This window comes from Zhouia spongiae, from assembly GCF_022760175.1.
GTDB classification, from domain to species: Bacteria; Bacteroidota; Bacteroidia; order Flavobacteriales; family Flavobacteriaceae; genus Zhouia; species Zhouia spongiae.
The window spans coordinates 915602-931807 of record NZ_CP094326.1; the positions used below are offsets into that span (position 1 = coordinate 915602).

The 16206-nt window shown below is 39.1% G+C and carries 16 protein-coding genes; 6 read left to right on the forward strand and 10 right to left on the reverse strand.

The features are described from left to right. Positions 1 to 132 precede the first annotated feature (132 nt). The 5 genes from MQE36_RS04030 to pnuC form a co-directional block, all read right to left on the reverse strand. Positions 133 to 441, reverse strand: a complete 309-nt coding sequence (locus MQE36_RS04030; RefSeq protein ID WP_242937890.1) for a hypothetical protein — start codon at positions 439 to 441, stop codon at positions 133 to 135. Between the two features lie 60 nt (positions 442 to 501). After that, on the reverse strand, positions 502 to 795 hold the full coding sequence (locus tag MQE36_RS04035; protein ID WP_242937891.1) for a hypothetical protein: 294 nt from the start codon (positions 793 to 795) through the stop codon (positions 502 to 504). 198 nt (positions 796 to 993) lie between these two features. After that, positions 994 to 2544, reverse strand: a complete 1551-nt coding sequence (locus MQE36_RS04040) for a DUF4301 family protein (protein ID WP_242937892.1) — start codon at positions 2542 to 2544, stop codon at positions 994 to 996. Positions 2545 to 2603: 59 nt separating this feature from the next. Then, positions 2604 to 3170, reverse strand: coding sequence for an AAA family ATPase (locus MQE36_RS04045; RefSeq protein WP_242937893.1), 567 nt, complete (start codon positions 3168 to 3170; stop codon positions 2604 to 2606). Then, complete coding sequence (gene pnuC / locus MQE36_RS04050) at positions 3125 to 3763, reverse strand: nicotinamide riboside transporter PnuC (protein WP_242937894.1); 639 nt, start codon at positions 3761 to 3763, stop codon at positions 3125 to 3127. Before pnuC ends, MQE36_RS04045 begins: the two co-directional genes overlap by 46 nt. Before the next feature lie 112 nt (positions 3764 to 3875). On the opposite strand from pnuC, the gene MQE36_RS04055 reads away from it, so the two are divergent. The 5 genes from MQE36_RS04055 to MQE36_RS04075 are packed head-to-tail and all read left to right on the forward strand — an operon-like array spanning position 3876 to position 9008. After that, entirely contained in the window at positions 3876 to 4436 is a 561-nt protein-coding gene (locus MQE36_RS04055) for a hypothetical protein (RefSeq protein ID WP_242937895.1), read from the forward strand. Between the two features lie 10 nt (positions 4437 to 4446). Beyond that, positions 4447 to 5220, forward strand: coding sequence for a hypothetical protein (locus MQE36_RS04060; RefSeq protein WP_242937896.1), 774 nt, complete (start codon positions 4447 to 4449; stop codon positions 5218 to 5220). 32 nt (positions 5221 to 5252) lie between these two features. Beyond that, positions 5253 to 7976: a peptidase associated/transthyretin-like domain-containing protein gene (locus MQE36_RS04065; protein ID WP_242937897.1), complete on the forward strand. Its 2724-nt coding sequence runs from the start codon at positions 5253 to 5255 to the stop codon at positions 7974 to 7976. Between the two features lies 1 nt (position 7977). After that, complete coding sequence (locus MQE36_RS04070) at positions 7978 to 8511, forward strand: hypothetical protein (protein WP_242937898.1); 534 nt, start codon at positions 7978 to 7980, stop codon at positions 8509 to 8511. After that, the gene (locus MQE36_RS04075) at positions 8508 to 9008 is read left to right on the forward strand and encodes a hypothetical protein (RefSeq protein WP_242937899.1); all 501 of its coding nucleotides are present in this window, start codon (positions 8508 to 8510) and stop codon (positions 9006 to 9008) included. Before MQE36_RS04070 ends, MQE36_RS04075 begins: the two co-directional genes overlap by 4 nt. Before the next feature lie 12 nt (positions 9009 to 9020). On the opposite strand, the gene MQE36_RS04080 is transcribed toward MQE36_RS04075, so the two are convergent. Both MQE36_RS04080 and MQE36_RS04085 read right to left on the reverse strand, forming a co-directional pair. After that, entirely contained in the window at positions 9021 to 9281 is a 261-nt protein-coding gene (locus MQE36_RS04080; RefSeq protein WP_242937900.1) for a thiamine-binding protein, read from the reverse strand. A gap of 84 nt (positions 9282 to 9365) precedes the next feature. Next, positions 9366 to 9992 (reverse strand): 4'-phosphopantetheinyl transferase family protein, encoded by a 627-nt coding sequence (locus MQE36_RS04085; RefSeq protein WP_242937901.1) that lies wholly within the window; start codon positions 9990 to 9992, stop codon positions 9366 to 9368. Between the two features lie 84 nt (positions 9993 to 10076). On the opposite strand from MQE36_RS04085, the gene ahcY reads away from it, so the two are divergent. Then, positions 10077 to 11393, forward strand: a complete 1317-nt coding sequence (gene ahcY, locus MQE36_RS04090; protein WP_242937902.1) for an adenosylhomocysteinase — start codon at positions 10077 to 10079, stop codon at positions 11391 to 11393. Between the two features lie 90 nt (positions 11394 to 11483). On the opposite strand, the gene MQE36_RS04095 is transcribed toward ahcY, so the two are convergent. The 3 genes from MQE36_RS04095 to MQE36_RS04105 form a co-directional block, all read right to left on the reverse strand. Next, positions 11484 to 12068, reverse strand: coding sequence for a DUF3332 domain-containing protein (locus tag MQE36_RS04095; RefSeq protein WP_242937903.1), 585 nt, complete (start codon positions 12066 to 12068; stop codon positions 11484 to 11486). Between the two features lie 192 nt (positions 12069 to 12260). Then, complete coding sequence (locus MQE36_RS04100; protein ID WP_242937904.1) at positions 12261 to 13274, reverse strand: phytase; 1014 nt, start codon at positions 13272 to 13274, stop codon at positions 12261 to 12263. 13 nt (positions 13275 to 13287) lie between these two features. Continuing rightward, positions 13288 to 16152 carry a TonB-dependent receptor gene (locus MQE36_RS04105; protein ID WP_242937905.1) on the reverse strand — a complete coding sequence of 955 codons (2865 nt, stop codon included), beginning with the start codon at positions 16150 to 16152 and terminating at the stop codon, positions 13288 to 13290. Positions 16153 to 16206: the final 54 nt, after the last annotated feature.

The following is a 16206-nucleotide window of genomic DNA, read 5'->3' on the forward strand; positions in this document are numbered from 1 at the left end:
TTGTTATTCGACCACCCATGAATTCAATATACTTACGATAAATAATATCAAAAAAGATGTTAAAAAAGAAAAAAGAAAGGGAGATGTAATCATTACACCTCCCCTTCAACAAATGGATAGATAAACCTAAAATTACTCCTTTTCAATCCAATTGCCATTTTTATCGGCATAGAGCGTAAGCTTTGCCTCATTATGGCTCACCACCAGTTTATATTCATCGTTTTCATTCACGTAGGCCCTGTCTATGGTAGCACCTGCGTAATCCTTATTTACTGCTTTTGTAACCGCTTCCGGAAGTTTAGACACTTCGATCTCCTTAAATTCTTCCTGAGCTCTCATTACATCTTCCATAACTCCATCATGGAATATTACCGGGGTCGCTGCAAAAGTTGAGAAACTCCCCAACGTGATTGCCGTAACAACTGCTAACTTTTTCATCATTGCTTTTTTTTTTAAAAAATTTGTGGTTAAATATAAGTTTGGGGGATTTAAAGAGGGATACTATTTTTTAATCCAGTTACCCTCTTTATCGGCATACAAGGTTTTTGTAGCATCGTCCTTACTGATCTCCAGCTTATATTCTTCTTTATCATTTACATAAGCTTTCTCAATTTTAGCTCCCGCAAAATCTTTTTGCACCGCTTCTGCAACTGCTGTCGGAAGTTTAGATATTTCAATCTCTTTAAATTCTTCCTGAGCTACTACCTCGGTATTGTGCTGAACTAATACCGGAGTTGCAGCGAATGCAGTTAAACCGCCTAAAACTATTGCTAATGTTAAAACAACTTTTTTCATAACTTCTAATTTTTAATGTTATTAATTTTTGATTTCGCTAGTAATAGTGAAAAAGTTGTTCCAAATAACCGGGAAGCACAAAAAAAACAACTAACGTGCTTTATTTCAGCTAGTTAGTTGTTCCTGGATTCATGTACCTTATGTGTAAATATGTGTAACCGGACTGTGTAGTTGTATAAAAATTACACACTTAACTGTTTACTGATGAGGAGGTTTTAAAAGGTCGTTAACGGTTTTAACCGGATTAAAGGTTATTAAAGGCACCTCTACAAAAATAGTGTTCCAGTTGGCCATTGCTCCGTTCCACAACCCTGGTAGCTCTAATGCCTTCAATGATTTACCGTCTTTGGTTTTTTCTGTAATGAAACCCTGCTTCGGGTTTGTGAACCCGGTAAGATCGTACTTTTCTCCTTTATAATTCTTGGTACTGCATACCAGGTCTACAGGATTAAAATGCGTAGAAGTTTTTAAAATTGAATTTTGCTTGCTATTAGAAATATCTATCTGTGCCGATTCTATAATCTGAAGGGAAATATTACCGTCTTCATCTTTAATCCAGAAAGGTCCTCCTCCCGGTTCTCCTTCATTCTTCACCATTCCGCAAACCCGGATAGGGCGGTCTAACTTTTCTTTTAGATATTCCACCTGATACACTTCTTTGTATTTATCGAAATCGGCTTTGACCATTACATTTAATTCATTTTCTATAAATTCTTTAATGATCTCAATTCTGTAATTGTCTATTGACGGCTGATCCAGTTCTCTCCTGAAAGCATAAGACCTCTCCTGAATGTCCAATAACAAACCGGCCAGCATTTTTTTATATTTTGCGATCTCCTCACGCAAACGGGCAACAACCACATTATCTATATTTTTTATGAAAATAATATCGCCTTCCTGTTCGTTCAGGTTTTCTATGAGTGCTCCATGACCCGCAGGCCTGAATAATAAAGTATTACCAGGTTCCCTGAACGGTTTGTTATTTAAATCTACGGCTATCGTGTCAGTAGACTTCTTCTGGTATGAAAAAGAAATCGAAAAAGACACCCCGGTATCCTTTTCTACCTTTTTTTCTATTCTTTCAAATTCTTCATCAAATTTATGAGCATGATCCTCCGATATCGTAAAGTGCAGATAAGCCTCTCCTTTAGAAGCTGCATACAAAGCAGCTTCATACAGATGCTCTTCAAAAGCAGTCATGTTCTCAGATTCATATTTATGAAAAGGAATCAATCCTTTAGGATATCCCCCATAGTTCAGGCCGCTGTCCTGTAACATCTCTTTCACAAAATAATACTTTTGCAGGTCGTCCGTAAGTGAACTATAGCCGGTATGTTTACCCAGCACTCCCTTCATCACTTCTTCATAAAACGGAAATTTCTCTACACCTATAAAAAAAGTACTTACCATTGAAGAACCTGTCCTGTTTATATATGCATTTACAGATTCGTCATAGGGATCAAATTCTTTTAAGAACTTAAAAAGCTCCTTAAACATCCGGGTTGCAGCTCCGGAAGCCGGCACAAACTTCAACAACCTCAAATCGTTTTTCGACTGTTCAAACTTCCGGATGTACAGTTCTCTTTTTTTATCATTAAGCTGTTTTATACCGTTCCCTATGGTTGCACTTGATATTAAGTTTACAAACGGGATTCCTTCTGCAAATGTCTGCAACTGGTCTTCAATCTTACCGATTGCAACACCATATTCTTTTATTTGTTCTTTATCCGAAGTACTTAATGATTTCACACGCTTAATTTTTAATAGCTATTGACTGTGATTAAATTACAAAAATCTCAATATTCGTTTTATATTTTCTTTAAAAGGTTGTCTATGCTTTGAACAGCCTTATTGAACCTCTCCTGTTGGTTGCCTTCTATAAGCTTATATGGCATTTTATACTTATCTAAAGTATTTTTAAACCTTATAAACATCGATGTCCTCTCCAAAGGTTTATCCCTAAGATCATCGGCCTCCCAGGGTACATCAACATTGGTTAATAAATATAGATCGTAAGTATTGGCTAAAGCAAATTTTTCTATGGTTTTATTACAATATTCGTTGTAATACGCTTCGGAATATACTTTTATTTCCAACAGGTTCGTATCACATATTAAAAGTTTCCCGGCCTTCTTTGCCAAACGGTTCTCTCTTTCCATTTGTCCGACAGCTATAGGCCATAAATCTTCAGGCTGACATACCTCTTTTTCTTTGTCCCATTTATCCTGTAAATATTCACGCATATATTCCGGAACCAACGCTGTTTTGTAATATGCCGCCAGTTGCCGGGCCAAAGTGGTTTTCCCGGTAGACTCAGGACCGAACAACACTATTTTAATAATGTTTCCGGACTTTTGTTCAAGCTTTTCTTCCATGCCTTGTAACCATAAATAGCTATTATTGTAAAGAGTAAGTATTGAAATGATGTAAATATCAGTCCTTTATACAGGTACAGAGGAACCGAAATAATATCGCCTATTATCCAGAATATCCAATTCTCCAGTTTCTTTTTAGCCATTAGCCACATTCCTACAAAAAATATCGCGGTGGTAACGGTGTCTATATAAGCTGTCCAGCTTGTCCATTTTTCGAAGTACCAATAAACCAAAAACACGAACAAAAGAGTAGCCACAAAAAGCAATACACTCCAATTTTTCTCGCGTAAATTAATATTCGTAATAGGAACAAAATGCGTTTCATCTACTTTACGTGTCCAAAAATACCAACCATAGATACTCATGCTAAAATAATAGGCATTTATCATCATATCTCCCAACAGGCCGTAAACTAATAAAATGTAAACAAATATGGCGGTACTTATTATTCCGGTAGGATATACCAAAATGTTTTCCCGTTTGGAGTACCAAACACTCAAAAAGCCGAAAATCACTGCAATGATTTCAAATATCACAATATGTAACGGAACTCCATCGTACTGTGCAAAAAACCAATCAAAAAAGCTATTCATCAAAAAATAATGTTATTATCATAAAGTTGTTATTACTTTATCGCTACACAAAACTAATTATTATATTACTTTTTTTTATATATTTATTCTTACCAAACTTAAACCAAACCTTATGAAAAAGTATTATTTACTACTGCTATGTACATTTATTGCCTTAACAACCAATGCTCAGGATACTAACACCGCTGCTCATAGTGTTACTATTAACTTCTCTGAAATTGCCATTGTTGACCTCGAAAGTGGCGGAAGCACAGATATTACGCTAGATGCTACTGCAGGTGTATCCGAAGCAGGTAATCCTGCGAACTTTGGTACTGTCACAAACAATTCGCTCTGGCTGAATTATACCAGTATCCTTGGGAACGAAGCCGCCAGATCGATTACAGCTGCTATTACCAACGGAACTGTTCCTGCCGGTATTTCTCTTAATGTTACCGCGGCAGCAGATGCCGGTAATGGAGACGGAACCACGGGAACTTCTTCAGGATCAGTCGAACTTTCAGGCACCCCTCAGAATCTCATAACCGGAATAGGTAGTGCCTACACCGGGAATGGTATCAGCAACGGCCATAACCTTACCTATGTGTTGGGCATTGCTGATTTTAGTGCTTTGGACGCCGATAATTCAGGGGCTTTAATAGAGGTTACTTATACTATTACCGACACCCCTTAACCTTAGACCTATGAAATATTCAGGTCTTATAACCTTGTTCTTCATGGTTCAATTTAGCTATGCCAACATAGCTATTCTGAATGGTCTGAAGCATGAGCATTCAACATCATCAGGAGATTCAATAAGCGGAGAGATTGATGTGAAAAATATATCTGACGCCCGGCAAAAGATTATTTTATACCTTCAGGACATTTTAATTCCCTGCCATCAGGATGTAGTTTTTTCTGAACCCGGAAGTTCTGTGAATTCCTTAAATAATTGGATCTCCATAGAAAACAACGAGGTTGTACTTGAACCCGGGGAAGTTCGAAAGATCAGATATAAAATTGTTTTTCCAAAGAATATAACTCCTATGGGGTATTGGAGCATGATCATGGTCGAGGGGCAAACCCCTTTATCTGAACAAAAATTAAAAAGCATTGTAACGGTGAGCTCTAAAATACGCTACGGCGTTCAGGTTATTTGTAACCTGGCCAATGATTTTGACCAAGCGCTGCAAATTGAAGATGCGAAATACAACCCTGTTACCGGCACTGTAGAAGTTACATTATCCAACCCTTCTGATTATGTTGCCAAATCTTCGCTATCTATAGAAATATACAATAAAGAAAGTGAATTAATCTCCGACAAATCTTCTCAGAAGGAGAACATATATCCGGATTCTTGCAGGACGATCAAAATGCCATTGAATGAAACCCCCGACCCGGGTAAATACACCTGTATGATCATCATGGACCATTCGTCTGAACTTACAGGAACTTCTTTTGAATTTATCGTTGAGTAACAACTACGTCCCTGACGTAAAAAACAGTTTATTTGATCACCCCAAAAGGAATAGCAGGCTGTAAAAACATAGGCATCAATAGCCTTTTACTAGTCGTGTTCCTGCTTTTTGAACCACTAAACGCTCAGCGAACAGCAATAAGCACTCCCAATGACACCATACATATATTGCCCAATAAACGCCATACCATTCCGGTAACCTTTTTTAATCCAACACAATTAAAAGACAGCCTGCGCATCCTTTTAAACGTTCCCGGCACCATGTCTGTTTTTCACGATATCCCTGAGAATACCGTTTTAGAGGGAAATTCTAAAAAATTATCATTTATCCTGCTAAAGACAAACTCAAAGGTACGCCCTGCGCTATACCCCCTGAAATTACATTATGGTAACGGGAAAATAAAACGTGTAAAAACCATATACATAAATCTTCAGGAAGAAGAAAGAACAGAAGCTTCTGTTATCTCTTTTCCCGAGGAAGTAAAAAGTGATGAGGAATTTTACATTAAGTATTTAATAAAAAACACAGGAAATATAGCCGACACCTTGCAGCTAACATACACGAATGCTGTTGGTGGAGATGATTTAAATAAGATCTGGGTCTTACCTCCCGGCAAAGACCTTTCTGTTGAATTGCCTTTCTTCGTACCTGAACAAGGTATTGGGAAAAGCTATTTTATGGCAGAAACACATTACAGGTCACTACATAACGGAAAATTAACCAAAATCCGTAAAAGCATCCCTGTTTACCACTCTACACATAATAACGATGAAGATCGGTTGACTTTTCCGGTTACCGCCGGAATAAAATATTTTAACAGCAGCCTGCCAGAGCAGGAAAACCAAAGTCATTTTCAATTTGAGCTGTCCGGCAGTGGGTATGTTGATACCATCAGGAATAAGAAAGTTGATTTTACGCTCAGGGGACCAAGCACCTTGGAGCAACCCAGGTTTGGCAGTTACGATCAATACAGCGTAAATTATACATCAGGGAAATTGCATGTTGCACTTGGAGATTATCCGTTAAAACTAAATGTTTTAAGTCTTCAGGGCAGATGGGTCAGAGGTGCAGAGATTAAAACATACTTCAACCGGAAAAATTCAATTAAAGCCTTTTATGGGAAGCCCCGTTTTTTTGCACTTACGAATACCCTCTACGGGGCAACATACAGTTATACAAACAATAAAAACTTCTCATACTTCCTTGAATGGCTTCAAAAAGAAGAAGATTATAAAAATAAATTACACAATGGATGGATCGGTACAGGCGGTTTCAATTACAAAAGAGAAGGGTTTACTTTTCAGGGGCTCTTTTCATATAGCAATGCTGATGCATACAAAGGTCACGGATTTCAAATTAACCCCCAGTTCAGGGACGACCTTATAAATGCCTCCGTCGATTACCTGTATGCTTCAAAAGATTTTTTTGGTTATTATAACGATAGCGAGCTTTTAAATGCCCGTTTTCACTATAACTTCCTAAAACGTTTAAGAATCGGTGTAGGATATAATCAGGCACAATACAACAGACAGCTCGGGGACTTTGAGTTCAACACCCAGCCACAATACAATATGGTGTTTTCAGATGTGAGGTGGTATTTAAAATCTACTAATTATATCCAGTTCAAATTATACAGGAGGAACAATAAGGATCAGGCTGTAAATGCTACGTTCAATTATAAAGAATCTGGTATCAGAAGTATATTAAACTGGAATTTTAACGGGTTTAACGCCAATATTCAACATACAATTTCCGAAACTGTTAACTACCTGATAACCGATAACCACAATAGCGGAACCTCGTACAACACCAGGCTTGCCCTTACCTTTAACCCCTTTAACAGTCTTTCTGTTAAACCATATACAGAGCACCTGGCTACCAATAGATTTAATCAGGACTCCTCAATAAATGAGACCTATTGGTATTACGGATTGTCTGTTAATTACCGTACAGAGAATTTTAATGGCTCTGTTTTCTGGAGAAACTCTTATGCCAAAGACGAGTTGTATAAAGACCGAAGCTTTTTTAATGCTCTTCTAAACTATAACATAAATAAAAGGGGACTTTTATCACTGTCAGGGGGCTACACCGTTTTTCCTTCTCCTCTTGAAAACAAAGACCTTTATTTCAGTCTGGGATACCGGCACCGTTTCGACATCCCATTAGAAAGGAGCAGGAATAAGTTTAACTTAATGGGCGACATCCGGTTTTATGGTCAGCAACTCCTGAATAAAACAGGAATCAGGTTCCGGGTAAACAATGACGAGGTTGCCACCGATCAGGACGGCCGTTTTGTAATCAGAAACATCAAAACACCGTCTGTAAGGATCGATATCGATAAAAACACCTTACCGGCCGGCTATCTTACCTTTGAAAAGTTTCCACAAATCGTAAACCTCATGGAAAATGACGTAACACGGATCAACCTGACCCTCGTTAAAGAAAGCAGCTTAAAAGGGAACCTGTCTGTAAAAAAAGCCCCGTACAGCAAACTCCGGGATTTTAAAATTTATCTCAAACTCTTTAATCAGGATTATCAATATTTTGCCGAGGTAGATAAAAAGAGTATTTTTAGGTTTATGCATATTATTCCCGGAACATATAAACTGGAAATAATGAACAACCTTAAAAAAGATCGTATAGAAATTGTTTCCATGGCTGATGAAGTAACCCTTTTGCCGGGGAAAACCAAAACAGAGAATATTGAACTAAAAGAAACTGAGCGAAAGATCCGCTTTGTTAAATTGAAAAAATAATATGAGGCTGGCCTTTTATATATTGTTGTGTTCTACCCAATGGCTTTTTGCGCAGATTGACAGCGACATTGTTCCTGTAGAAATAAGCCTCCCCGAAATAGCCTTGCTGGATATTGAAGATGGTAGTCCTGTAATTTTGAACCAGATCAACCCGACAGAAGCCGGGAACCAACCCGGCTTTGAATCAAACTCGGTTCACTGGATCAATTTTACTTCCGCAGTAAGTACCGGAACGACCCGAAATATTACAGCTGCCATTGAAGGGGGAAGTATCCCTCCGGGGATAGCATTACAATTAACCCTATCCGGTTATAGTGGCACCGGTGAAGGAAATCTGGGCACTCCGACGGGTGGAGCTATCACTCTGACAACGTCTCCACAGGATATTATTACGGCCATAGGCGGTGCATATACCGGTAATGGCGCAGGCAACGGATACCAGGTCGTCTATTCCATTTTATTATCAGATATCAGTTTATTAACCTCAACAACATCAACCAGTTTCGATGTCGTTTATACCATGACCAGCTTATGAAACAAGCACCCCTGTTTATCTTCTTTTTTTGCGCATTTTTCTCTAACAGCCAGACGATTACAGTTAACGGGGGAGGCTGGACACCAGCCATCTCTTCATCTGACATACTTGATGCCGGCAGTGATTACAACACGAATATTTCCAGCAATACAGAACACTCCACCATTAATATCACCGGAACATCGTTGCTGTGTTTAGGTATCCTGGTAGCTCCCGACTATCAAATTCGAATAAGCCGACAAGACAATAACTGGAACAACCTGTTACAGCTTTTTTTAAGAAGAACAGGAGATGGAGAACCTACCTTATTATGCTTAGGTTGTTTCATAGAAAACGGCAATAATTATATTGAAATTGAGAGTATTGACAAATACTTTTTTAACATACGCGGTTGCTACAGTAACATCCCTATTCAGTATGACCTTAGAGGCTTATCCGTCCTTATCCCGCTAGACAGCTATAGCACAGAAGTTATTTATACTATAACCAATTTCTAAATTACAGTTTCTCTAAAAAAACGGCTCGTAGTCGCTCCTGTCAGACTTTACAATTTTCATAAATAACAAGCCGCGTTCTACCAGCTCAAATGCTTCTTTAACTTCAGTGGTCAATACTTTCATTACTTCATCGTAGTTACCGTAAACCTGCGTACTCAAAGGGTTTTCGAGTACCGTAAGTCCGGATTCCCTCAATTTTTTTATAAAATGGATAATGGCCGGCTCAAATTCGTCCTGAAGCGGGGTTAATGTAAGTTCTACTGATATTTTCATTTTGTTGTTTGTTTTGTAAATTATCAATGGTGAATAGTGTTTTTTTCTTCAAACTCATAATTCAACACTCCGAATTCTAAAAATTCATATTTCTGACTTTATGGCATAAGCACAGGTAAACCCCTCAAATTCCAGGAATTTAATTTCGTATTTCTCCAATTGATCATTGTATATGATCCATCCTGTTGTTTCCTGTTCCCCTATTTCAAAAGGAATGACTTTGGTGTGTTGTTTAAAACTCATTCCGTCTGTTGCAAAAGCTTTATACAAGCTCTCCTTAACACACCAGACAACGGTTAATTCCCGTACCTGATCAGAGCTGAGATAATTAAACTCATAATCTATAAACTTATGTGCGATCACTCCTATTTTATCGCGTTGTTTCTCGATATCGATACCAATAACACCATCACTGACGATAATAGCAGCGAAAGTAAATGAATGTGTAATGGAGATATGTTTGCCGTCTTTGAGATGCGGCTTCCCGCTACTGTTATAAAACAAATCTGAAGCCTTATACCCTGCCTTTTTTAATAAATGCCTGACACTTAGAAAACCTCGTTGATGTATTTCAGATTTCATGGAGGCGACTCTTGTCCTGCAATTATCCGTTAATTGTATTCCCTGCAATAGTTCCTCATACGATTCTTCTATCTTCCATATCAGCACCTTAGAGTTGTTTGGGGTAGTTATAGTTTTGTAAAGAGGCATTTATTCTAAAAGTTATTATGTACCTTTGCAGGCACAAATTAATGTATTTCAACACATTTAAAGACGTAAAAATATAAAAGTAATATGAGTACTAAAACAATTCCATACGTACCATACAAAGTAAAGGATATTTCTTTGGCGGATTGGGGTAGAAAAGAGATTGAATTGGCGGAAGCTGAAATGCCCGGACTAATGTCGCTTCGTGAAGAATACAAAGACGAGCAACCTTTAAAAGGTGCCCGTATAGCGGGTTGTTTACACATGACCGTGCAAACAGCCGTTTTAATTGAAACGCTGGTAGCTTTAGGCGCAGAAGTAACCTGGAGCTCATGTAATATTTTCTCTACCCAGGATCATGCAGCAGCCGCTATTGCAGCTGCGGGAATTCCCGTTTATGCATGGAAAGGAATGAACGAAGAAGAATTTGACTGGTGTATTGAACAAACTTTATTCTTTGGCGAAGAGAGAGAGCCCTTAAATATGATCCTGGATGACGGGGGCGATTTAACCAATATGGTGTTGGATCAGTATCCTGAACTGGCAAACGGAATTAAAGGTCTATCTGAAGAAACCACTACAGGTGTTCACCGTTTATACGAGCGTATGAAAAACGGAACTCTTCCGATGCCTGCTATTAATGTAAATGACTCTGTAACCAAATCTAAGTTCGACAATAAATATGGTTGCAGGGAGAGTGCTGTTGATGCCATTCGACGTGCTACAGACCTTATGCTTGCCGGTAAGCGTGTTATCGTATGTGGTTACGGGGATGTCGGTAAAGGAACCGCGGCTTCTTTCAGAGGAACGGGAGCTATTGTAACTGTAACGGAAATCGATCCGATTTGTGCTTTACAGGCTGCCATGGATGGTTATGAAGTAAAGCGTTTAGATACTGTTGTAGACAAGGCTGACATTGTAATCACCACTACGGGAAATAAAGATATTGTGGTAGGCCGTCATTTTGAAAAAATGAAAGATAAGACCATCGTATGTAATATTGGTCATTTTGATAATGAAATTGATGTAGCCTGGTTAAAAGAAAACTATGGGAATACTTATGTGAACATCAAGCCCCAGGTGGACAAGTACAACATAAACGGTAATGATATTATTTTACTGGCTGAAGGTCGTTTGGTAAACCTTGGATGTGCTACCGGTCACCCTAGCTTTGTAATGAGTAATTCTTTTACAAATCAGACATTGGCCCAGATCGAATTATGGAACCATAGTGACAACTATAAAAATGAAGTTTATATGCTTCCGAAGCATCTGGATGAAAAAGTGGCAAGGTTACATCTTGAGAAAATAGGTGTAGAGCTGGAGGTTTTAAACGAAGAACAAGCTAAGTATATTGGTGTTACGGTAGAAGGCCCATACAAACCTGAATATTACAGATACTAATTCAGAAATATATTATATAAAAAGCCTTTGGTGATAAACAACCAAAGGCTTTTTCTTTATATTAAATCTGAAAAAAGTAATTGTAATTTATTAATCCAATTCAGCTAACATGCCTTCTCCGTAATGCTGGGAAACGGCTTTGTTAATCATAACCAAGCCTTCATCTTGCGTGGCATTCGCATCTATCTGAACTTTTTCTCCGTTTGGCAGGTAAACATAATAGAAACCTTCTTCAAAAGAAGATAATTTAATCATCTCACCATTTGCTTTAATAGCATTCCAAGATTTTTCACCGGGCTTATAGAACAATTCTAACTTCTCTCCTTTTTTAGGCCCTTCTATAACTTTGACGAACATTCTGTTCTTCACAGCAGTCATTTCAATGGTATTACCGTCTTTTTCTACAATTTGGGTTTCAACGTCTCCGTCTTTCATAGCTATAGGGTTAGATCCGGACCAGAATTCTATAACGTTGAATATGATGGCATCTCCTAAAAAGAAAAGTCCGTAGACCGGAATTATATTTAACCCCCAGAAAACAAGGTTATTCACAAATTTACTGTCACTAATCCCCTGGTTCCAGTCTTTTAAATTGTTAAACGCGCTAAAAGACCCTAAACAACTGGAGCATAACAAAGAAAGGGACAATACTGAACATAAAGCTAATTTTTTCATATCTGATGATTTAAACAATGGTTATACAATATTAAATATATGAAAAATTCTACAAAATCGGACAGACTATTGTCCTTACATCATAAAAGAATACGCTTTACAGCCAGGCAATGTTATAGGAATGATACGATAAAGCACCTTTCCTTATATGAAAAGATGCTTTATTCTGAGATAATATCTGGTGATTACTCCCTAATCTAACTGAAGTTTGGCATAATCGTAGAAATAAAAAGTTCCATCGTCGTTCATCGCTACAAACAAGCCTTCCGAAAAGACATCGTTCAGAGGTATTGTTACAACATCGCAACCGTCTGTTTCTACGGTATTTAAATTTACTGCCTTGACAAAGATGTTCTCTTTCCTGGAGAAAATATTGAACTGCCCTTTTTGCTGGTCTGAAACTATAATGTAACCGCTGCCGTCGGTATTTTTGGCAATGGCTATACCTTCTATATCTTCCTTAAAATAGTTACCCCCAAAGCAGGCCAGCTCGTCATTTCCTGCTGACGGATCTGCACCATACTTTCTTATGCATTCACCTTCGTCTGAATAGTACACATGTCCGTTTTCGTCATCCACAGCTATGGCTTCGATCTCCTTTTTACCGCTGAACTTTCCAAACTTACGCACTAAAACCGCTTTTACCCCTGTGCTGTCGGCCTGGAATTTATACTGGTGGAGATAATTATCGTCCGGGCCTGATTTACGTCCTACTATTGCATAAATAATCCCCTCCGGGTTCGATTTATACAGGCTCACTCCCATAGGGGATTTAAAATCGGGTACTGTTTCTTCTGTAAACACAGGATAGCCTCCCCCGTCTAACGGATTCATATCCGGCACTGAAAAGAGCCTTAACATTCCTCTTTCTCTTTCCGTAAAGGCCAGTACATCTACAGTTACGGAATCGTTTAACTTAAGTCCATAGCGAAGGTCAACATTATTAGGGCGTTTAATCCCCCTGATGGTTTTCTCTTCGATCACTTTTCCGTTCAGGTCAAAAGCATAAATGGCTCCGTCTGTATTCTTGTCGGTACCGAAAACGATACTCTCGGCAGGGTTCTCAGGATTGACCCAAATAGCGGGATCGTCGGTATCGTATTTTACCCTCTCGGTAATAACATCCGGATCGATTGGCGGCAATTTCTTTTCACAAGCTACCATAAACGGTATGCTTAAAAGAACTAAACTCTTCTTTTTTATCATTGTAAAAACTTTATTAAAACAGGTCATATTTCAATCCCAGATTGATTCTTGTTCTGTAATACTCCAATTGCATCGTTCTGTTGCCGGCGCCCTGGTAATATCTCAAAGGTTGGTTTGTGATGTTGGTAACGTCTGCATAGATCCTCAGGTTCTTGTTTATTGTAAAAGAGGCATTGAAGTCCAGAAAAAGCTGCTGATCGTAATAACGGTCTTCGAAAGATTCTCCTCCCAATTCGTCTATATAAGCATCCGAAAAGTTGGCGGATACCCTGGCAGAGAATATCTTGTCTGAATACGATAACGATCCGTTAAACATATGAGGAGAGGCACCGGGGAGGTCCATATTTCCCCGTTCATCGCCATCTTCGTTCCTGATCCCTTTGGCATTGGAATTCAGGTAGGTATAATTGGCATAGACCCCAAAGTTTTTAGCAAATCCGGGTAAGAAATCGAGTTGCCGCTGAATAGAAACCTCCGCACCGTATACCTGGGCCTTATCTCCATTAAGCGGCTGAAAAACATCATAACCATTACCGTCTTCCGAGGTAAATGTATACACAAAGTCCTTAATATTCTTGAAGAAGACCCCTCCGGAGAGAATTCCAACATTTTTAAAATAATGTTCGGCCATAAAATCGAAATTCATTGAGGTTGTCGGATCCAGTTCTGAATTCCCTAAAAATATTTCTTCATCTTCATTATTTATTTCCCTGTACGAAACCAGATCAACATAATTAGGTCTTGCCAGCGTATTGGTCCATGCCAAACGTAAAACAGTGTGATCATTCAGGTCGTATTTAAAATGAACTCCCGGCATAACATTTACATAAGCATTCTCGTCTTCGGCTGATACGGTTGCATCCGGATCAAAATCGCCATCTTCATTATAGGCTATTTCATTTCCTGTACTCTCGATCTTTGTGCTTTCTACTCTTAATCCTGCCAGAACACTTAATTTGTCAGACAACTTCTGATTAGCCATTACATACGCTGCATTTACACTCTCGGTAACGTCGAAGTTCGCTGTCAAATACTCTTCGGGAAGATCTTCTCCTTCGTAATTACCTGCATCCATGAGGTTCAGCCCCCCCAGGAACTCTGCTGTTGCAAATGTTCCGACCAGATAACCACTTCCTGCTGAAAAATCTTTATCTGAATAATCTTTGGCAGCTACATCTGCCAACGTCTCCAAACCTGAAACAGGCTCATATTCGTAGAACCCGTTCTTTCGTGTTTTATTTTTGTACCTGGTTTTCAGCCCAAACTTAAAAGTTCCGTCTCCATTACCAAAGAAATCCGCAGGTAAAGTAAAATTGGCAAAGAAGTTATAGTCTTCTTCGTAGGTATCCTGATTTTCTTCTGTCAATTCGCCAAACTCAAAATTATCCGGACTAAGATCAGATGGGTCCACAGCGGCATAAAGAGGCTTTCTCGTATCGGTACTGTTATTGATAAGGTATTCGCCCTCATATTCAATATATCTTTCATTAGGACGCTTTTCTGAGGCTCTTGAATACGAACCCATCCAATCTGCCTGAAGTTTTCCGAAAAGGTGTTCTCCTCCGATGCTGTAGTTCTGCATACGCTGGTCTTCTAAACGCCTGTTCTTATTTCGTTTACCATCTATCCCCCCTTTGGTCTGTCTTTTGGTTTCTACAGGAAACCTGATCAGGTTCCCGTTTTGAACATCAAAATCGGAACTGCCGATATCTTCCCCATCCAGGATCTCATTTTCCTGACGGTATCTGTTTTCCCTGTCGTCTCTCCAGTTATACATGGTTTTTACGAATACGTGATTGTCATCGTTGAAACGATAATCCATATTGGCCGAAAAACTTCTTCGTATCCGTTGTACTAAATATTCCCTGATCTCGAATACACTGGCATAAGGATTTACATCAACTTCTTCAAGAATATCTTCCCCTTCTGCATCTTGTGTTCCTGTGTTATATTCGAACTCGTTATCCCATTCTGCTTCAATATTATCTGACCCGAAATCATTATCGTTGACAGATGCAGAAAGCATCCATCCGAATTTCTTGTTTTTCGAACGGTCGCCTATCAAAAAGGAGCCGTTTAAGATTCTTTTATCAGAAATTGTATTAACGCCTGAACCGAGCGTTGCGGACAACCTGAAATCTTCCGGTGCAGAACGCGTAACGAGGTTTACAGACCCTCCCAGGGCATCAGCGTCCATATCGGGAGTAACAGCCTTATTTACTTCTATGGTCTGGATCATATCAGACGGTATCAGGTCCATTTGCACGTTCCTGTTATCCCCTTCTGCCGAAGGAATCCTGCTGCCGTTCAGTGTCACGGAATTCAGTTGTGGTGCCAATCCCCTGATAATAATGTTTCTGGCCTCTCCCTGGTCTACCTGCATCGTAATCCCCGGAATACGCTTTACGGCATCCCCGATATTAGCATCCGGAAATTTTCCGATTTGTTCTGTAGAAACCACATTCGTTATATTGGGGTTGTTCTTTTGTGTGTTTAACGCTCTTGCTTGTCCACCCAAAAAGCTTCCAACGACCTCAACATCATCCAGAACCACGTCTGAAGGCCGCATTTCAACTCTAACAGCCGTCGTCTGACCGGCCAGAACGGTTACATTGACCGTTTTATCTCCAAATCCTAAATATTTAATTAATAAGGCATGGGTTCCCTCGGGCACACTGACAATAGTGAACTTACCATTCTGATTTGAAACAGCCCCTTTATTCAGCGCTGTAATTTCTACAGATGCGCCGGGCACATAAATTCCATAATTGTCTACAATGATTCCCTGGATAGCGCCTTCCTGAGCCATCGCTTTACCCGAAAACAAGGCTAAAACAAGCGTTACAAATAATAGCCTACAGGTGTTGATTAGTTTCATTTTTCTTTGGTTTGATTTTCTACACAAAACTATGATACACAACACCTTTAGGGT

Bases quoted from the DNA above. Each gene is read 5' to 3' on its own strand.
- MQE36_RS04030 (WP_242937890.1), bottom strand. From the start codon at position 441: ATGATGAAAAAGTTAGCAGTTGTTACGGCAATCACGTTGGGGAGTTTC.
- MQE36_RS04035 (WP_242937891.1), bottom strand. From the start codon at position 795: ATGAAAAAAGTTGTTTTAACATTAGCAATAGTTTTAGGCGGTTTAACT.
- MQE36_RS04045 (WP_242937893.1), bottom strand. From the start codon at position 3,170: ATGGAAGAAAAGCTTGAACAAAAGTCCGGAAACATTATTAAAATAGTG.
- pnuC (WP_242937894.1), bottom strand. From the start codon at position 3,763: ATGAATAGCTTTTTTGATTGGTTTTTTGCACAGTACGATGGAGTTCCG.
- MQE36_RS04055 (WP_242937895.1), top strand. From the start codon at position 3,876: ATGAAAAAGTATTATTTACTACTGCTATGTACATTTATTGCCTTAACA.
- MQE36_RS04060 (WP_242937896.1), top strand. From the start codon at position 4,447: ATGAAATATTCAGGTCTTATAACCTTGTTCTTCATGGTTCAATTTAGC.
- MQE36_RS04070 (WP_242937898.1), top strand. From the start codon at position 7,978: ATGAGGCTGGCCTTTTATATATTGTTGTGTTCTACCCAATGGCTTTTT.
- MQE36_RS04075 (WP_242937899.1), top strand. From the start codon at position 8,508: ATGAAACAAGCACCCCTGTTTATCTTCTTTTTTTGCGCATTTTTCTCT.
- MQE36_RS04080 (WP_242937900.1), bottom strand. From the start codon at position 9,281: ATGAAAATATCAGTAGAACTTACATTAACCCCGCTTCAGGACGAATTT.
- MQE36_RS04085 (WP_242937901.1), bottom strand. From the start codon at position 9,992: ATGCCTCTTTACAAAACTATAACTACCCCAAACAACTCTAAGGTGCTG.
- ahcY (WP_242937902.1), top strand. From the start codon at position 10,077: ATGAGTACTAAAACAATTCCATACGTACCATACAAAGTAAAGGATATT.
- MQE36_RS04095 (WP_242937903.1), bottom strand. From the start codon at position 12,068: ATGAAAAAATTAGCTTTATGTTCAGTATTGTCCCTTTCTTTGTTATGC.
- MQE36_RS04100 (WP_242937904.1), bottom strand. From the start codon at position 13,274: ATGATAAAAAAGAAGAGTTTAGTTCTTTTAAGCATACCGTTTATGGTA.
- MQE36_RS04105 (WP_242937905.1), bottom strand. From the start codon at position 16,152: ATGAAACTAATCAACACCTGTAGGCTATTATTTGTAACGCTTGTTTTA.